The sequence below is a fragment of the Burkholderia sp. JKS000303 genome, from assembly GCF_002563755.1.
Lineage (GTDB): Bacteria > Pseudomonadota > Gammaproteobacteria > Burkholderiales > Burkholderiaceae > Burkholderia > Burkholderia anthina_B.
Window position 1 is genome coordinate 1869072 of record NZ_PDBZ01000001.1, and the last position, 16279, is coordinate 1885350.

At 68.0% G+C, this 16279-nt stretch carries 14 protein-coding genes; 5 read left to right on the forward strand and 9 right to left on the reverse strand.

The window, feature by feature from the left end:
* Positions 1-235: 235 nt before the first annotated feature.
* The 4 genes from BX604_RS09075 to argS all read right to left on the reverse strand — a co-directional run bounded on the left by BX604_RS09075 (position 236) and on the right by argS (position 4501).
* Positions 236-1009, reverse strand: a complete 774-nt coding sequence (locus BX604_RS09075) for an SDR family oxidoreductase (protein WP_098550451.1) — start codon at positions 1007-1009, stop codon at positions 236-238.
* Positions 1010-1028: 19 nt separating this feature from the next.
* Complete coding sequence (locus tag BX604_RS09080) at positions 1029-1670, reverse strand: thiol:disulfide interchange protein DsbA/DsbL (RefSeq protein ID WP_098550452.1); 642 nt, start codon at positions 1668-1670, stop codon at positions 1029-1031.
* Positions 1671-1739: 69 nt separating this feature from the next.
* Positions 1740-2639 carry an SPOR domain-containing protein gene (locus tag BX604_RS09085; protein ID WP_098550453.1) on the reverse strand — a complete coding sequence of 300 codons (900 nt, stop codon included), beginning with the start codon at positions 2637-2639 and terminating at the stop codon, positions 1740-1742.
* Between the two features lie 80 nt (positions 2640-2719).
* The gene (gene argS / locus BX604_RS09090) at positions 2720-4501 is read right to left on the reverse strand and encodes an arginine--tRNA ligase (protein ID WP_098550454.1); all 1782 of its coding nucleotides are present in this window, start codon (positions 4499-4501) and stop codon (positions 2720-2722) included.
* 201 nt (positions 4502-4702) lie between these two features.
* Here argS and BX604_RS09095 point away from each other — a divergent pair, with 201 nt between their 5' ends.
* Entirely contained in the window at positions 4703-5026 is a 324-nt protein-coding gene (locus tag BX604_RS09095) for a DUF1840 domain-containing protein (RefSeq protein WP_098550455.1), read from the forward strand.
* 104 nt (positions 5027-5130) lie between these two features.
* On the opposite strand, the gene metH is transcribed toward BX604_RS09095, so the two are convergent.
* From metH to BX604_RS09125, 5 genes are all read right to left on the reverse strand, one after another.
* Positions 5131-7848, reverse strand: a complete 2718-nt coding sequence (gene metH / locus BX604_RS09100; RefSeq protein WP_175801546.1) for a methionine synthase — start codon at positions 7846-7848, stop codon at positions 5131-5133.
* A 46-nt stretch (positions 7849-7894) separates the two neighbouring features.
* On the reverse strand, positions 7895-8962 hold the full coding sequence (locus BX604_RS09105; protein ID WP_098550456.1) for a homocysteine S-methyltransferase family protein: 1068 nt from the start codon (positions 8960-8962) through the stop codon (positions 7895-7897).
* A 305-nt stretch (positions 8963-9267) separates the two neighbouring features.
* Positions 9268-9525, reverse strand: a complete 258-nt coding sequence (locus BX604_RS09110; protein ID WP_006477667.1) for a BTH_I0359 family protein — start codon at positions 9523-9525, stop codon at positions 9268-9270.
* 243 nt (positions 9526-9768) lie between these two features.
* On the reverse strand, positions 9769-11034 hold the full coding sequence (locus BX604_RS09120; RefSeq protein ID WP_098550458.1) for a DUF3108 domain-containing protein: 1266 nt from the start codon (positions 11032-11034) through the stop codon (positions 9769-9771).
* Positions 11035-11169: 135 nt separating this feature from the next.
* A complete protein-coding gene (locus BX604_RS09125) occupies positions 11170-12033 on the reverse strand; it encodes an IclR family transcriptional regulator (protein ID WP_098550459.1) in 864 nt (287 codons plus the stop codon).
* Positions 12034-12160: 127 nt separating this feature from the next.
* On the opposite strand from BX604_RS09125, the gene BX604_RS09130 reads away from it, so the two are divergent.
* From BX604_RS09130 to BX604_RS09145, 4 genes are all read left to right on the forward strand, one after another.
* On the forward strand, positions 12161-13153 hold the full coding sequence (locus BX604_RS09130) for a fumarylacetoacetate hydrolase family protein (protein WP_098550460.1): 993 nt from the start codon (positions 12161-12163) through the stop codon (positions 13151-13153).
* A 127-nt stretch (positions 13154-13280) separates the two neighbouring features.
* Positions 13281-14108, forward strand: coding sequence for an enoyl-CoA hydratase/isomerase family protein (locus tag BX604_RS09135; protein ID WP_096509057.1), 828 nt, complete (start codon positions 13281-13283; stop codon positions 14106-14108).
* 92 nt (positions 14109-14200) lie between these two features.
* Positions 14201-14968 (forward strand): PhaM family polyhydroxyalkanoate granule multifunctional regulatory protein, encoded by a 768-nt coding sequence (locus BX604_RS09140; RefSeq protein WP_098550461.1) that lies wholly within the window; start codon positions 14201-14203, stop codon positions 14966-14968.
* A 24-nt stretch (positions 14969-14992) separates the two neighbouring features.
* Entirely contained in the window at positions 14993-16219 is a 1227-nt protein-coding gene (locus tag BX604_RS09145; RefSeq protein WP_098550462.1) for a patatin-like phospholipase family protein, read from the forward strand.
* The last annotated feature ends 60 nt before the right edge of the window (positions 16220-16279 follow it).

The following is a 16279-nucleotide window of genomic DNA, read 5'->3' on the forward strand; positions in this document are numbered from 1 at the left end:
TGGGGCGGCGGGATGGCGGCAGATGCGGGTGCGGCGGGGTGGCGAGCGACGGCCGGTCGGTCAACGCGAGGGCATCAGTGGAGACAGGCGGGATCGACGCGGGGGCGGCGAAATTGCCGGGATCGCAGCATCGTCGAGCGACGATTGTGTGTGGCTGGAAGGTGGCACGACGGCGCGGACGAATCCGGCTCGGTGCCGACAACGGCGCACCGGGTGCCCGGTGCGCTCGGGGCGTTCAGTGTGCGCCGGCCTTCGGCTTGCGCGGCGCCTTCTCGAACAGGCGGTCGTAGAGCCAGCGCGGCAGCACGTGCAGCACCTTCGCGACCACGCCCATCTGCCACGGAATCACGCGAAACGCATGCTGCCGTGCGATCGCCTGTGCCGCGCGCGCGGCGAAGCGGTCGGCGTCCATCAGGAACGGCATCCGGTACGGGTTGTGCGCGGTCATCGGCGTGCGGATGTAGCCGGGCGCGATCGTCACGACGCCGACGCCAGCCGGGCGCAGCTCGACGCGCAACGCCTCGAGATACTTGATCGCGGCCGATTTCGACGCGCTGTATGCGCCGGAGCCGGGCAGGCCGCGCACGCCGGCGACGCTCGCGACGCCGACCAGCGTGCCGTGCCGCGCGGCCGTCATCGGGCCGACGAACGGCTCGAACGTCGCGACCATCCCGTAGTAATTGATGTCCATCACGTCGCGGAACGCGGCGAGATCGCCCTGGCCCGTGACGGCGCCCTGGCTGATGCCTGCATTTGCGATCACGACGTCGGGGCAGCCGTGCGCGGCGCTGAACGACGCGGCGGCCGTGGCGAGCGCATCGGCGTCGCGCACGTCGGCGGAATAGACGGAGATCGACAGCTTCGGGAAGCGCCGCGCGAATGCATCGAGCACATCGGTGCGGCGCGCGATGAGGGCGAGCGTGGCGCCCTGGCGGGCGTATTCCTCGGCCATCGCGAGGCCGAGGCCGCTCGACGCGCCGGTGATGAAGACCTTCAGCGGAGTAGTCATGCCGGCGCGCGGGCGGGGATCAGAGCTTCTTGTCCTGAACCTGCTTCACGAGATAGTCGAGCACTTGTGCGGTGCCCGGGATGCTGTTCGTGTAAGCCGGGCCCGTCTTGTACTTGCCCTGGACGACGACCGTCGGCACGCCGTCGATCGCGTAGTTCTTCAGCAGCTCGGCCGATTGCTTCACCTCGCCCTGCACGCTGAACGAGTTGTAGGCATCCATGAACTGCTTCTTGTCGACGCCTTGCGTCGCCAGGAAGTCGGCCTGCGCCTGCGGCGTCAGCAGATAGTTCTTCTGCTTGTGGATCGCGTTGAAGATCGCCGGCGTGACCTTCTCCGAGATGCCGAGCGCCGACACCGCGTAGTACAGCTTCGAGTGCGGGATGAAGTCGTCGCGGAATGCCACCGGCACGCGCTTGAAGTCGATGTTGTTGCCCTGCTTCTTCACCCAGGCCTCGATCGTCGGCTCGAATTCGTAGCAATGCGGGCAGCCGTACCAGAAGAACTCGATCACTTCGACCTTGCCGGCCGGCGCGGACACCGGCTGCGGCGACTTCATCACCTCGAAGTCCTTGCCGGACACGGGGGCGGCGGGCGAAGCCTGGGCGAAGCCGGCAGCAGCCAGGCCCAGGGACAGAAGAAGCGTGCTAAGCAGTTTTTTCATGTTGTGAACGTCGAATCAGTTGCTCGGGTTACGGAACGTAACGGGTTCTGCGTGGGCGCGGCCGGCTGCTTACTGCTTCGAAAAGCGGATCACCGCCGTGTCGACACCTGCATCGGACAGGCGCTGACGGGCCGAGTTCATCTCCTCGAACTTCGAGAACGGGCCGACGCGCACGCGGAAATACGTCACGCCGCTGACATCGCGCTTCGACACCTTCGACTCGAAACCCTGGAAGCCCAGGCGTGCGCGCTGCTGCTCGGCGTCGCCTTCCGTCTTATACGCGCCGACCTGCAGGAAGTAGCCGGTGTTCGCGTCGGCCGCGGTCGGCGGCTTCGCTGCGGCGGCAGCCGTCGTGGACGACGTCGGCTTCGCCGTGTTGGCGGCTTGCTGCTGTTTCTGCGCGGCGGCCTGTTGCGCCTGCTTCTGCGCCGCGAAGCGTGCGAGATCGTCCTCGCCGCCTTGCTGCTGCTGTTGTTGCTGCGCCTGCTGCGTCTTCTTCGGCGGCGGCGGCGTGTTGTCGGCTGGCTTCGGCGCGACGGCGACGCCGTTACCCGACGATGCATTGTTCGACGCGTTCGTGCCGCTCGTGCTGTTCGAGCCGCTGGAGCCGTTCGCGTTGCCCGACGGCGGCACTTCGACGATCTGCGGTTCGGGCAGCAGGCCGCCCTGGGTCTGGTTCGCGGCCTGGCCGGGTGCGGTATTGGGCGGCGCGGGCTGCGCGGCCTGCGGCACCGGCTGGCCGGGTGTCTTGCCCTGCAGGGCGCGGTTCGGGTCGAACTGCTGCGGCTGGCTCGCGCCGTTGTCGGCCGGCGGCGGTGCGACCTTCGACACGAACGGCGACGGCGAACGCGTGATATAGAGCGCCACGACCACTGCGATCGCGAGGCCGACGATCAGGCCCAGCACGATTCCAAGAAATGTTCCTCCGGCTTGTTTCGATTGCTTCGAAGTTCGGCGTGGTTGTGCCATTGCTTGAGTCACCTGCAAAAAGAATCGTGAAAAGGCCGCAGCGGCGCTGCCGCGGCCATTCGCTGCCCGGTTCGGGCCGCTTACATCTTGGCGGGCGCGGACACGCCGAGCACCGCCAGACCATTCTCGAGCACCTGCCGGGTCGCGGCGAGGAGCGCGGCGCGCGCATTGCGCGGCGCTTCGTCGTCGACCAGCACGCGCTCCGCATTGTAGAACGAGTGGAATTCGCCAGCGAGGTCGCGCAGATAGAACGCAACAGCGTGCGGTGCCAGTTCGTTTGCCGCGTGCGTGAGCATGTCCGGATATTCGGCGAGCTTCTGCATCAGCGACACGGCCTGCGGGCTCGTGAGCTGCGTCAGGTCGGCGCCCGGCAACTGCGATGCGTCGACGTTGTAGCGCGACTTCAGTTCGTTGAGCACCGAGCAGATCCGCGCATGCGCGTACTGGACGTAGTAGACCGGGTTTTCGTCGTTCTGTTTCAGCGCGAGGTCGATGTCGAACACGAACTCGGTATCGGCCTTGCGCGAAATCAGGAAGAAGCGCACTGCGTCGCGGCCGCGCGTGATGGTCGCCTCGTCGATCAGGTCCGGGGCCGCTTCCTGGCCCGGCACCGCGCCGCCCGACCATTCGATCAGGTCGCGCACCGTCACGTAGCTGCCCGCCCGCTTCGACAGCTTCACTTCCTGGCCGTCGCGCATCACGGTGACCATCTTGTGCAGCACGTAGTCGGGATAGCCCTTCGGGATGCCGACGTGCAGCCCCTGCAGGCCGGCGCGCACGCGCGCGATCGTGCCGTGGTGGTCCGAGCCCTGGATGTTGATCACCTTCGTGAAGCCGCGCTCCCATTTCGTCACGTGGTACGCGACGTCCGGCACGAAGTACGTGTACGTGCCGTCCGACTTGCGCATCACGCGATCCTTGTCGTCGCCTTCGTCGGTCGTGCGCAGCCACAGCGCGCCGTCCTGCTCGTAGGTCATGCCGGCCTTGATCAGCGCGTCGACCGTCTTCTCGACGCGGCCTTCGCTGTACAGCGACGACTCGAGGTAGTACTGGTCGAACTTCACGCCGAACGCCTGCAGGTCCATGTCCTGCTCGTGACGCAGGTACGCGACCGCGAACTTGCGGATCGCGTCGAGATCCTCGATGTCGCCCGCGCCGGTGACCGGCTCGCCATCCTTCGCGGCGACCGTTTCGCGGTTCAGGTAGTCGTGCGCGATGTCGGCGATGTATTCGCCGTTGTACGCGGCTTCCGGCCAGCCCGCGTCGCCCGGCTTCAGGCCGCGCGCGCGCGCCTGCGTCGAGATCGCGAGGTTGCCGATTTGCACGCCCGCGTCGTTGTAGTAGAACTCGCGGTGCACCGCGTAGCCCTGGCTCGCGATCACGTTCGCGAGCACGTCGCCGAGCGCCGCCTGGCGGCCGTGGCCGACGTGCAGCGGGCCGGTCGGGTTGGCCGACACGAATTCGAGCAACACTTGTTTGCCTTTTTCGCGGTCCGACGTGCCGAATGCGCGGCCCTGGTCGAACACGGCGGCGATCACCGCCTGCTTCGAGGCGGCCGTCAGGCGCAGGTTGATGAAGCCGGGGCCGGCGATTTCGGCCGCCTCGACGAGCCCTTGCGCGGCCGGCTGGGCCGTGAGCGCGGCGACGATCTGTTCGGCGAGCTGGCGCGGGTTCGTGCCGAGCGGCTTGGCGAGCTGCATCGCGACGTTGCACGCGACATCGCCGTGCGCGGCGGCCTTCGGGCGCTCCAGCGTGATGGCGGGGGCGACAAAGGAAGTGTCGGCGCCTTTCAGCGCGTGTGCGACCTGCGTGACGCTATCCGCGAGCAGGGCTTCGAGGGTCTGTTTGTGTGCTGGCAGCATGCTGGTAGAAGGCTTCGTTGGTGGCGGCCGGAAACGCCGGCCTGCCGGCGCGTTTTTCGGGCGCGCGTTTCAGGGATCGCAGAATTTTAACAGGTGCTAATATGCCGATCAGGCGCCCCGCGTCCGCGAAGGCCGGACGCCGGCCTGCCGGCGTTCCCCAACCGCGCCGCGCGGGCACAACAAGATGAAAAGGGATTTGTCATGATTACGTTCAAGAGCAAGGCGGCACAGGATCTCGATGTGCTGAAGGATTTCGCCGTGTACGTGCTGAGCCTCGTCGGCAAGCAGCTGGGCGAACGCGGCGTCATTACGCACGACGAACTGGACGGCGCGATCGCCAAGCTGGAAGGGGCGGTCGCCCAGGCCAAGCAGGAGCGCGCCGAGCACGCCGGCCATTTCCACGAGGACGACGCCGACCACGCGCACCACGAACTGCCGCCGAACCTGGCGCAGCGGGTCGCGCCGTTCCTGATGATGCTGCGCGAAGCGAAGGCCGGCCAGGCCGATGTGCACTGGGGCTTCTGAGCCCCGCTGCCCGCGGGACGCAGGTTCGCACCGCAGAAAAAAGCCCGCTCTCGAGCGGGCTTTTTCTTTTTGTCTGACCAAACGGGCGACGGCCCGGGGAGCGATCAGAGCTGCGGCGCGAGCGCGCGGCGCGCGTCGTCGAGCGACAGCTGCATCCGCTGCGCGTAGTCGTCGAGTTGATCCTGCCCGATTTTCCCGACCGAGAAATACCGGCTGTCCGGGTGCGCCAGATAGAAGCCCGACACGCTCGCCGCCGGCAGCATCGCCAGCGAATCGGTCACGCTCATTCCGATTTCCTCCGCATGCAGCGCGGCGAACATGTCGCGCTTCACGAGGTGGTCGGGGCAGGCCGGGTAGCCCGGCGCCGGGCGGATGCCCGCGTACTTTTCCGCGATCAGCGCGTCGTTGTCGAGCGTCTCGCCGCTCGCGTAACCCCACAGCTCGCGGCGCACGCGCGCGTGCATCGCTTCGGCGAACGCTTCCGCGAAGCGGTCCGCGAGCGCCTTCAGCATGATCGCGCTGTAGTCGTCGTGGTCGGCTTCGAACTGCTTCTCCTTCACGTCGACGCCGAGGCCGGCCGTCACCGCGAACATCCCGATGTAGTCGGCCACCCCCGACTCCTTCGGCGCGATGAAGTCGGCGAGCGAGCGGTTCGGGCGCATCACGCCGTCGACCACCGGACGCACGCTCTGCTGGCGCAGGTTGCGCCACGTGAGCAGCACTTCCGAGCGCGAGTCGTCGGTGTAGATCTCGATGTCGTCGTCGTTGACCGTGTTGGCGGGCAGCAGCGACAGCACGCCGTTCGCGGTCAGCCAGCGGCCCTGGATCAGGCGCGCGAGCATCGACTTCGCGTCGGAGAACACGCGCCGCGCCGATTCGCCGACGATCTCGTCGTTCAGGATCGCCGGGTACGGACCCGCGAGATCCCACGTCTGGAAGAACGGGCCCCAGTCGATGTAGTTCGCGAGCTCGTTCAGGTCGTAGTTCTTGAACACGCGGCGGCCGATGAACTTCGGCTTGACCGGCGTGTAGCCGGCCCAGTCCACCTTGGTCTTGTTCGCGCGCGCGTCGGCGAGCGTGACCATCGGCTGCTGCTTGCGGTTCGCGTGCTGGTCGCGGATGCGTTCGTAGTCGGACTTCAGCTCGTCGAGATACTTCGTCGCGCCTTCGTCCGACAGCAGGTTCGATGCGACCGATACCGAGCGCGAGGCGTCCGGCACGTAGACGACCGGGCCTTCGTAGTGCGGCGCGATCTTCACGGCGGTGTGCACGCGCGAGGTCGTCGCGCCGCCGATCAGCAGCGGGATCTTCTTCACGCGGAAGTAGTCGTCGCGCTGCATTTCGGACGCGACGTAGGCCATTTCCTCGAGGCTCGGCGTGATGAGGCCCGACAGCCCGATGATGTCCGCGCCCTCGACCTTCGCCTTCGCGAGGATCTCGTTGCACGGGACCATCACGCCCATGTTGACGACTTCGAAGTTGTTGCACTGGAGCACGACCGACACGATGTTCTTGCCGATGTCGTGCACGTCGCCCTTCACGGTCGCGATGACGATCTTGCCCTTCGCGCGCACGTCGCCGCCCGCTTCCGCGAGCAGGCGCTTTTCTTCCTCGATGAACGGGATCAGGTGCGCGACGGCCTGCTTCATCACGCGCGCCGACTTCACGACCTGCGGCAGGAACATCTTGCCCTGGCCGAACAGGTCGCCGACGATGTTCATCCCGTCCATCAGCGGGCCTTCGATCACGTTGATCGGCCGGCCGCCGGCCGCGGCGATCTTCGCGCGTACCTCTTCCGTATCCTCGACGATGAAGTTCGTGATGCCGTGCACGAGCGCGTGCGAGAGCCGCTTCTCGACCGGCTGGTTGCGCCACTCGAGGTTCTCTTCCTTCTTCGCGCCGCCCGCCTTGAACTTGTCGGCGATTTCGAGGAGCCGGTCGGTGGAATCGTCGCGGCGGTTCAGGATCACGTCCTCGACGCGCTCGCGCAGTTCCGCGTCGAGATCGGCGTACACGCCGAGCTGGCCCGCGTTGACGATGCCCATGTCCATCCCCGCCTGGATCGCGTGGTACAGGAACACGGTGTGGATCGCCTCGCGCACCGGATCGTTGCCGCGGAACGAGAACGACACGTTCGACACGCCGCCGCTTACCTTCGCGTACGGCAGGTTCTGCTTGATCCAGCGGGTCGCCTCGATGAAGTCGACCGCGTAGTTGTTGTGCTCCTCGATGCCGGTCGCGACCGCGAAGATGTTCGGGTCGAAGATGATGTCTTCCGGCGGGAAGCCGACTTCATTCACGAGGAAGTCGTACGAGCGCTTGCAGATCTCGGTCTTGCGTTCGTAGGTATCGGCCTGGCCCGTTTCGTCGAACGCCATCACGACCGCCGCCGCGCCGTAGCGGCGGATCAGGTTCGCGTGGTGGCGGAACGCGTCCTCGCCTTCCTTCAGCGAGATCGAGTTCACGATCGCCTTGCCCTGCACGCATTTGAGGCCGGCCTCGATCACTTCCCACTTCGACGAGTCGATCATGATCGGCACGCGCGCGATGTCCGGCTCCGACGCGATCAGATTCAGGAAGCGCACCATCGCCGCCTTCGAATCCAGCATCGCCTCGTCCATGTTGATGTCGATCACCTGCGCGCCGTTCTCGACCTGCTGGCGCGCGACGGCGAGCGCCTCGTCGAACTGGCCGTTGAGGATCATCCGCGCGAACGCCTTCGAGCCGGTGACGTTGGTGCGTTCGCCGACGTTGATGAAAAGCGTCCCGGATGTGACGTTGAACGGCTCGAGGCCGGCAAGGCGCATCATGTGATCGGTCATGGCGGTGCGAATTCGTATGAAGTAGGGCGGGCGTTGAGGCGGTCGGTCAGGCGGCGTCGCTGTACTGGCTCGGCCAGCGGCGCGGTTTCACGTCGGCGAGCGCCTTCGCGATCTCGGCGATGTGCTCGGGCGTCGTGCCGCAGCAGCCGCCCGCGAGGTTCACGAGCCCGGCTTGCGCGAATTCCTTCAGGAGGCCCGACGTGACGTCCGGCGTTTCGTCGAAGCCGGTGTCGCTCATCGGGTTCGGCAGGCCCGCGTTCGGGTAGCACGACACGTAGGTGTCGCACAGCTTCGCGAGCTCGGCGATGTACGGGCGCATCAGCGCCGCGCCGAGCGCGCAGTTCAGGCCGAACGTGAGCGGCTTCGCGTGGCGCAGCGAATTCCAGAACGCTTCGACCGTCTGGCCCGACAGGATGCGGCCCGATGCGTCGGTGACGGTGCCCGAGATCATGATCGGCAGGCGTTCGCCGGTGTCCTCGAACAGTTCGTCGAGCGCGAACAGCGCGGCCTTCGCGTTCAGCGTGTCGAAGATCGTCTCGACCAGGAACAGGTCGACGCCGCCGTCGAGCAGCGCCTTCGCCTGCTGGTAGTACGACGTGCGCAATTCGTCGAACGTGACGTTGCGCGCGCCCGGGTCGTTGACGTCCGGCGAGATGCTCGCCGTCTTCGGCGTCGGCCCGATCGCGCCCGCGACGAAGCGCGGCTTGTCGGGCGTCGAGTATTTCGCAGCCGATTCGCGCGCGAGCTTCGCCGATTCGATGTTCATCTCGACGACGAGATCTTCCATCCCGTAGTCGGCCTGGGCCACCGTGGTCGCGCCGAACGTGTTGGTTTCGACGATGTCGGCGCCGGCCGCGAAATACTGGTCGTGGATCTCGCGGATGATCTGCGGCTGCGTGAGCGACAGCAGCTCGTTGTTGCCCTTGATGTCGCGTGCGAAATCCTTGAAGCGCTCGCCGCGATACGCGGCCTCGTCGAGCTTGTAGCGCTGGATCATCGTGCCCATCGCGCCGTCGAGGATCAGGATGCGCGATTTCAGCAGCGCAGGCAGTTCGGCGCCGCGCGTGTAGGGCGCGTCGAGCGGGGCGGAAGCGGCGAGAGGGGTCGCAGACATGGCGGGAGACCGGCGAAGACGGGAAAACCGTCATTGTAGCCGGTGCGCCGGGGCGCCGCCCGGCCTCGCGCGGCGTGGCACGCGGGTTGCGCATGCCGTCGACGCGGATGCGGATGCCGTGGCGGTGGCACGGCGCATGCGCGCGAGCGTGGCCTTTGCAACGAGGCCGCGGCTTCGCCGCGTGCCGGCCGCACCAAACGAAAACCCCCGCCCGGCGAACCGGACGGGGGCGTGGATTGGAGTGCTCGCGGCACCGCGCCAGCGGCGCGGTGAATGGCCCGGCGCCGTGCCGGGCCGCTCAGTGTTCAGTGCAGGACGACCGGCATCATCATCAGGCTGTCGAACTGTCCGAGGAATTCGTCCACTTCGTCGAGCGACGGTTCATCCTCGATCAGCTGTTTCACGTGTGCGCGGAATCGCTCGGCAAGCTCGCCGTCGATGAAGATCTCGCGCTGCGCATTCTTGTCGACGATTTCGTATCCGCCGGCATTCATCAGATGGTGACCGGCCTGCGGCGCAAATTCGACGACGCAGTAGTTGGGGCTGTTGTAGATCATTTGCATGGCGGCACTCCTCTTCGCAGTGGCATCTGGCCTTGTTGTCCCATAAGTGGGGCAGGCCTTGCCGGTTTCAAGGGGCTTGCGCTGCACACCCCGTTCTCCCGTTTGCGTGGGGTGTATCGGTTAGAAGCCGATGTCTATCAAACGTTTCTTATTGTCGTCCGGTGTACTGAAATAGTTGTTAAAGAGTGTCATCGGCCATTTCCGTCAGCGCTTTAATCGGTCGAAATTGCCGATTCATCGCATTCACGGCCCGGCCGTCGATGACGCAGGCGTTGCAGCCGGTGGTGCGGGCGGTTGCCCGGCGGCCGGCGGCGCGGGTTGTGCGTCGGGTTGCGCCGGTTGCGCGGCCGGTGCGGCCGACGCCGGCGCACTCGCAGCGCCGCTCGTTGCGTCGCCATCGGCCCCAGTTCCAGAGGGTACACCCGGCGGTGCCAGCGTGCCGTGCCACAGCAGCTCGATTTGCGCGCCGTTCGGCTCCGTCTGGACGAGCCGCGCGGGCAGCCAGCCGAGCGACGGCGCGAGCCACATGTCGATGCGGCGCGTGTCGCCGTCGCGGCGCGGCAGGCGCATGAAGTGTCGTGCCCTGACGACACCGGTCTGGGTCTGCACGTCCTCGTCGCCGATCACGGTGATCGGCCAGGTTTCGCCGCTGTTGTTGTCGATCACGAAGAACTGCTGCGTGACGCCCGGCTTGTACGCGGACGGATTGCCGCGCACGAGCCCCGACAGCTGCATCAGCATGCTGAAGCGATCCTGCACGCCGTCGGGCAGCGGTGCGTTGTTCGGCGTGCGCGTGAAGACGACCTGATGGATCTCGCGGTTGAAGATCGCGATGTCCTCGGGGCGCCGGCCGCGCTTTTCGACGTAACGGTCGGGCGCGACGCCGAATGCGTCGATCCGGCCTTCGCTGCGATACGTGAACGGGCCGACGAACGGCACCGGCATCGACACCGCGAGGTCGTAGGTGCGTCCGTCGGTGCGCCAGTGGATCGTGCCGACCATGTTCTGCATCCCGTTGTAGAACGTGTCGTACTGCAGGTCGCCCGACGGCGGCGCGGAGAACTTCACGCCGCTCGTGGCGGGCCCCGGCGTCGCGGCGCCGCTCGCACCGCCGGCCGACGCCGCATGCGCGCCCGATGCGCCGGCCGTGCCGCTCGCGGCGGACGCCGCGGCCGGCGGCGGTTCGCCCTGCTCGGCCGTTTGTGTCGACGTGAGGACGGGTTCCCGCGCCGGTGCGGGCTTCGGTGCGGCGGGCGGGCGCTTCGCCGGCGCCGGTTCGGCCGGCTGCGCAGCCGGTTTCGGCGCAGGCTGGCGCTCGATCGGCTGCGGCTTGAGCAGTTCGATCTGCACCGGCACTTCGGCGGGCGCGGGCGGCGTGAAGGATTCGCGATTGCGCGTCAGCCACAATGCCGCGAGCGTGTGCAGCACCAGCACGACGACGAGCGCGACGCCCGCGCGCAGCCAGCGGCGGGGCAGGGCGTGACGAGGACGGGTGTCGGCAGGCGGCATCGGCGAATCGGAACAGGGTTGGGGCGGTCGTCGCGCACCGCGCGCGCTGCGCGGTACAGGAATCGGACCGCCGGATGCCCCGCGCGTTCGCGGCGCATCGCGCGGATTGCGCACGGGTGGCGTGCGCGTCGCGTGTCAGGCGTCGCGCGCGTCCGGACTATAGCCGAGTTCGTACGACAGTTTCTGCGCGCATGCGCGCAGCGCCGTATCCATCTCGCCGCCCCATGCGATGTCGAACGAGCCTTCCTGGCCGAGCGCGACGACGGCGAGCGCGAGTTCGCCGACGGCGTCGAACACGGGCATGCAGAACGCGTGGATGGTCGGCAGCAGCATCCCTTCGACGCGTGCGGCCTGATGCATGCGCACGTCGGCGAGCACCGCATCGACTTCGTCGAGCGTGCGCGGGCCGCCGTGATGCGGCGAGCGGCGCGTATCGGCGAGTTCGCGCTCGAGCATCGCGGCGGTCTTGCTGCGCGGCAGATAGGCGGCGAACAGCAGGCCGGTCGCGGAGCCGAGCAGCGGCATCACGTCGCCGAGCTTGAGCGACGCCTTCGCGGGGTGGCTCGATTCCATCCAGTGCACGATCGTCGGCCCCTGGTTGCCCCACACCGCGATGCCGACCGTCTGGTCGACGCGGTCGCGCAATTCGGTCAGCGCGATCCGCGCGAGCTTCACGCCGTCGACGCGTGCGAGCCGTGCAAGCCCCATCTGCAGCGCGAAGCCGCCGAGTTCGTAGCGGCCCGAGACGGGGTCCTGCGATACGACGCCGAGCCGCGAGAAGCTCACCAGATAGCGGTGCGCCTTCGCAGGGCTCATGCCCGCACGCTGCGCGAGGTCGCGCAGCATCATCGCGCGCGGCTCGCTCGTCAGCACGTCGAGCAGGCGAAAGCCGACCTCGATCGACTGGATGCCGGAGCGGACTTTTTCGCCGTCGCCGGAGCCGGCATCGTCGGTATCGGAGTCAGCGAGATCGTCGTCGGGAAGCGGGCTGGCGGGCATGGGCAACGGGGGCGCGAAAAGGCGGCAAGGGTCGGGACGAAAACGGCATGCACGATCGTGGCGCGCCGCATGGATTCACCATCGTAAAATAGATTCCCTCCATCGTCACTACAACGGCAGATACCCCATGAAACTTGCATCGCTGAAGGACGGCACGCGCGACGGCCAGCTGATCGTCGTGTCGCGCGACCTGCACACCGCGGCGATCGCCGATGCGATCGCGCCGACGCTGCAGCGCGTCCTCGACGACTGGGCGTTCTACGCGCCGCAACTGCGCGACCTGTACGACGCGCTGAACCACGGCCGCGCGCGCAATGCGTTCGCGTTCGACGCGGCGAACTGCATGGCGCCGCTGCCGCGCGCGTTCCAGTGGGCCGACGGCTCCGCCTACGTGAATCACGTCGAGCTCGTGCGCCGCGCCCGCGGTGCCGAGATGCCGCCGGAATTCTGGACCGATCCGCTGATGTACCAGGGCGGCAGCGACGACCTCCTGGGCGCACGCGACGATGTCGTGTGCCCGTCCGAGGAATGGGGCATCGATTTCGAGGCCGAGGTCGCGGTGATCACCGGCGACGTGCGGATGAGCGCGTCGCCCGACGACGCACTCAAGGCCGTGCGGCTCGTCACGCTCGTGAACGACGTGTCGCTGCGCAACCTGATTCCGGCCGAGCTCGCGAAGGGCTTCGGCTTCTTCCAGAGCAAGCCCGCCACCGCGTTCGCGCCGGTCGCGGTCACGCCCGACGAGCTTGGCGAAGCATGGCGCGAAGGCCGCGTGCACCGGCCGATGATCGTCCACTGGAACGGCAAGAAGGTCGGCCAGCCCGACGCCGGCACCGACATGGTGTTCCACTTCGGCCAGCTGATCGCGCACGCGGCGAAGACGCGCAACCTGCGTGCCGGCTCGATCGTCGGCTCGGGCACGGTGTCGAACAAGGACGCGAAGCGCGGCTACTGCTGCATCGCCGAGAAGCGCTGCCTCGAGACGATCGAGCACGGTGCGCCGCAGACCGAATTCATGCGCTACGGCGACACCGTACGCATCGAGATGTTCGATGCGGCGGGCAAGTCGATCTTCGGCGCGATCGAGCAGTCGGTCGCACCGTCCGACGGCGCGGCCTGATGCCCATGCGAAACCCGGCCCCGGCCCGCGCGCCGGGTTTCGCCCGATGTTTGCCCGCGCGGGCTTGGCTACACTCGACTCAGACGTTTCAAACGTTCGACGCATTTCAGGAACCCGGGAGCTGCGCATGGCCGATCTCGCCGCATACGGCGGTTACGAAGCACTGAAAGTGACGCGCCGCGATCATGGCGTGCTCGACATCGTGATGAGCGGGGAGGGCGCGAACCGCAGCGGCCTCGCGACCGCGAACGCGCGCATGCATCGCGAGCTCGCCGACATCTGGCGCGACGTCGATCGCGATCCCGACACGCGCGTCGCGGTGATCCGCGGCGAGGGCAAGGGCTTTTCGGCGGGCGGCGATCTCGCGCTCGTCGAGGCGATGGCGAACGACTTCGACGTGCGTGCCCGCGTGTGGCGCGAGGCGCGCGACCTCGTCTACAACGTGATCAACTGCAGCAAGCCGATCGTGTCGGCGATGCACGGGCCGGCCGTCGGCGCGGGCCTCGTCGCCGGTCTGCTCGCCGATATCTCGATCGCCGCGAAGGATGCGCGCATCATCGACGGCCATACGCGGCTTGGCGTCGCGGCCGGCGATCATGCCGCGATCGTGTGGCCGCTGCTGTGCGGGATGGCGAAGGCGAAGTACTACCTGCTGCTGTGCGAGCCGGTGAGCGGCGAGGAGGCCGAGCGCATCGGCCTCGTGTCGCTCGCGGTCGAGCCGGCCGACCTGCTGCCGAAGGCTTACGAAGTCGCCGAGCGGCTCGCGCACGGTTCGCAGCCGGCGATCCGCTGGACCAAGTACGCGCTGAACAACTGGCTGCGCTCGGCCGGGCCGACGTTCGATACGTCGCTCGCGCTCGAATTCATGGGTTTCTCCGGGCCCGACGTGCAGGAGGGCATCCGCTCGCTGCGCGAACGGCGTCCGCCCGACTTCCGCGGCGACGCACCGTTCTGACGTGCCGTTCGGGTGCGCGCTATGATCGAACCAGAGGCGGTTGCGCGCCGCGCGACGGCCGCCTTGCTCCCCCAGTCAAACAGGATGCCCGTATGACCACCGATGCTTCCGGTTCCAATCCTTTCGCCGGCTTTGCCGGTTTCAAGCCTGCCGACATGCTCGACCGGATGTGGGACATGATGCGGATGTCGCCGTTCGGCGGCGGCATGGCGTCGTTTCCCGGCGCCGCATCGGGGCTGCCGCCGTCGCTGTCGAGCATGTCCGACATGATGGCGCCGCTCACGAGCGTCGAGGAGCTCGACAAGCGGATCACCGATCTGCGTGCGGTCGAGCAATGGCTCAAGCTCAATCTCGGGATGCTGCAGTCCGCGATCCAGGCGCTCGAGGTGCAGCGTGCGACGCTCGCGACGCTGCGCGCGTTCGGTGCATTCGCGCAAACCTCGATGTCGGCGGCTGAAGAAGCCGCCGCCGCGGCCGCGCAGGCGGCGTCCGCGCCGCGCGCCGATGCACGGCCCGCGCCGGATGCGGCTGCGGCGGCTGGCGCCGCGGATGCGTCGCCCGCAGGCGATGCCGCGCAGCAGGCGTTCGATCCGTCCGGCTGGTGGAACCTGCTGCAAGCGCAGTTCAACCAGCTCGCGAGCCTCGCGATGACGCAGCCGGGCGCGCAACCCGCCGCGGCGGGCGAAGCGCCGGCGGCGGCTTCGGCCGCAGGCCCGGCGCAGGCCGAGCCGCCTGCACCGGCCGCGGCGGCTGCGCCGCGCAAGCCCGCGGCGAAGCGCGCGAAGCCGGCCGGCTCGGCCGCGGCACGCGCGGCGGCCGCTTCGTCGCCCGCAACCCGTCCGCCGAAACGCTCGACGTGACGCGAACCCGGTAGCAGGTCGATCATGCGGCTCGCGCTCGTTCTGATGGGAGGAGGCGCACGCGCCGCCTACCAGGTCGGCGTGCTGAAGGCGCTGGCCGAGATTGCGCGCGAGGCCGATCCGCACCGGCATACGCTGCCGTTCGCGGTCGTGTGCGGCTCGTCGGCCGGCGCGATCAACGCGACGTCGATCGCGAGCCACGCGGACGATTTTTCGCACGGCGTGCGCCGTCTGCTCGAATTCTGGGAGCCGCTGCGCGCCGACTACGTGTATCGCACCGACTGGCTCGGCATCGCGCTGGCCGGCGCGCGCTGGCTGGCGGCGATGACCTTCGGCTGGGCGGCGCGCCGTTCGCCGCGCGGGCTGCTCGACAACGCGCCGCTCGCGCACCTGCTGCAGCGCGAACTGAGTTTCCACCGGATCGAGCAGATGCTCGAGAGCCGCCTGCTGCACGCGCTCTCGATCACGGCGCTCAGCTATTCGAGCGGCCGGCACCTGACCTTCTACCAGGCCGCCGAACCGATCCAGGCGTGGCGGCGCGCGCAGCGCACCGCGCGGCTCGTCGACCTGTCGGCGTCGCACCTGCTCGCGTCGTCGGCCATTCCGTTCGTCTTCCCGGCCGTGCCGCTCGTGCTCGACGGACAGATCGAGTATTTCGGCGACGGGTCGATCCGCCAGGTCGCGCCGCTGTCGCCGGCGATCCACTTCGGCGCGGACCGGATCGTCGTGATCGGCGCGGCCGATCCGCGTCCCGAGATTCCCGCCGGGAACGGCTCGGGGCTGGTGCGCGGCTATCCGACGCTCGCGCAGATCGGCCAGCAGGTGCTCGCCAGCGTGTTTCTCGATTCGATCGGCTCGGACATCGAGCGGATCGAGCACATCAACCGGATGATCGAGCACCTGCCGCACCAGGTCGAAGTGGACAGCGGCTGGCGGCACGTCGACGTGCTCGCGATCGCGCCGTCCGAGCGCATCGAGCTGATCGCCGCGAAACACCTGAAGCAGATGCCGGCGACGATGCGCGGGCTGCTCGGCGCGATCGGCGGCAGCCAGCCGGCCGGCGCGTCGTTCGCGAGCTATCTGCTGTTCGAGGAGGCATTTACGCGCGAGCTGATCGAGCTCGGCTATCGCGACGGGCGTGCGCAGCGCGAGACGCTCGCCGGCTGGATCGCGCATGCCGACGGCGGCAGCGCGGCGGCGGCCGGCATGTCGCCGGAAGGCGGTCACGCGGCCGGCGAAATGCGGGTGTGACGCATGCCGAATGCACCCATAGGACGCCATGCTTACAGACGGGTTGCATTTTTGCTACGG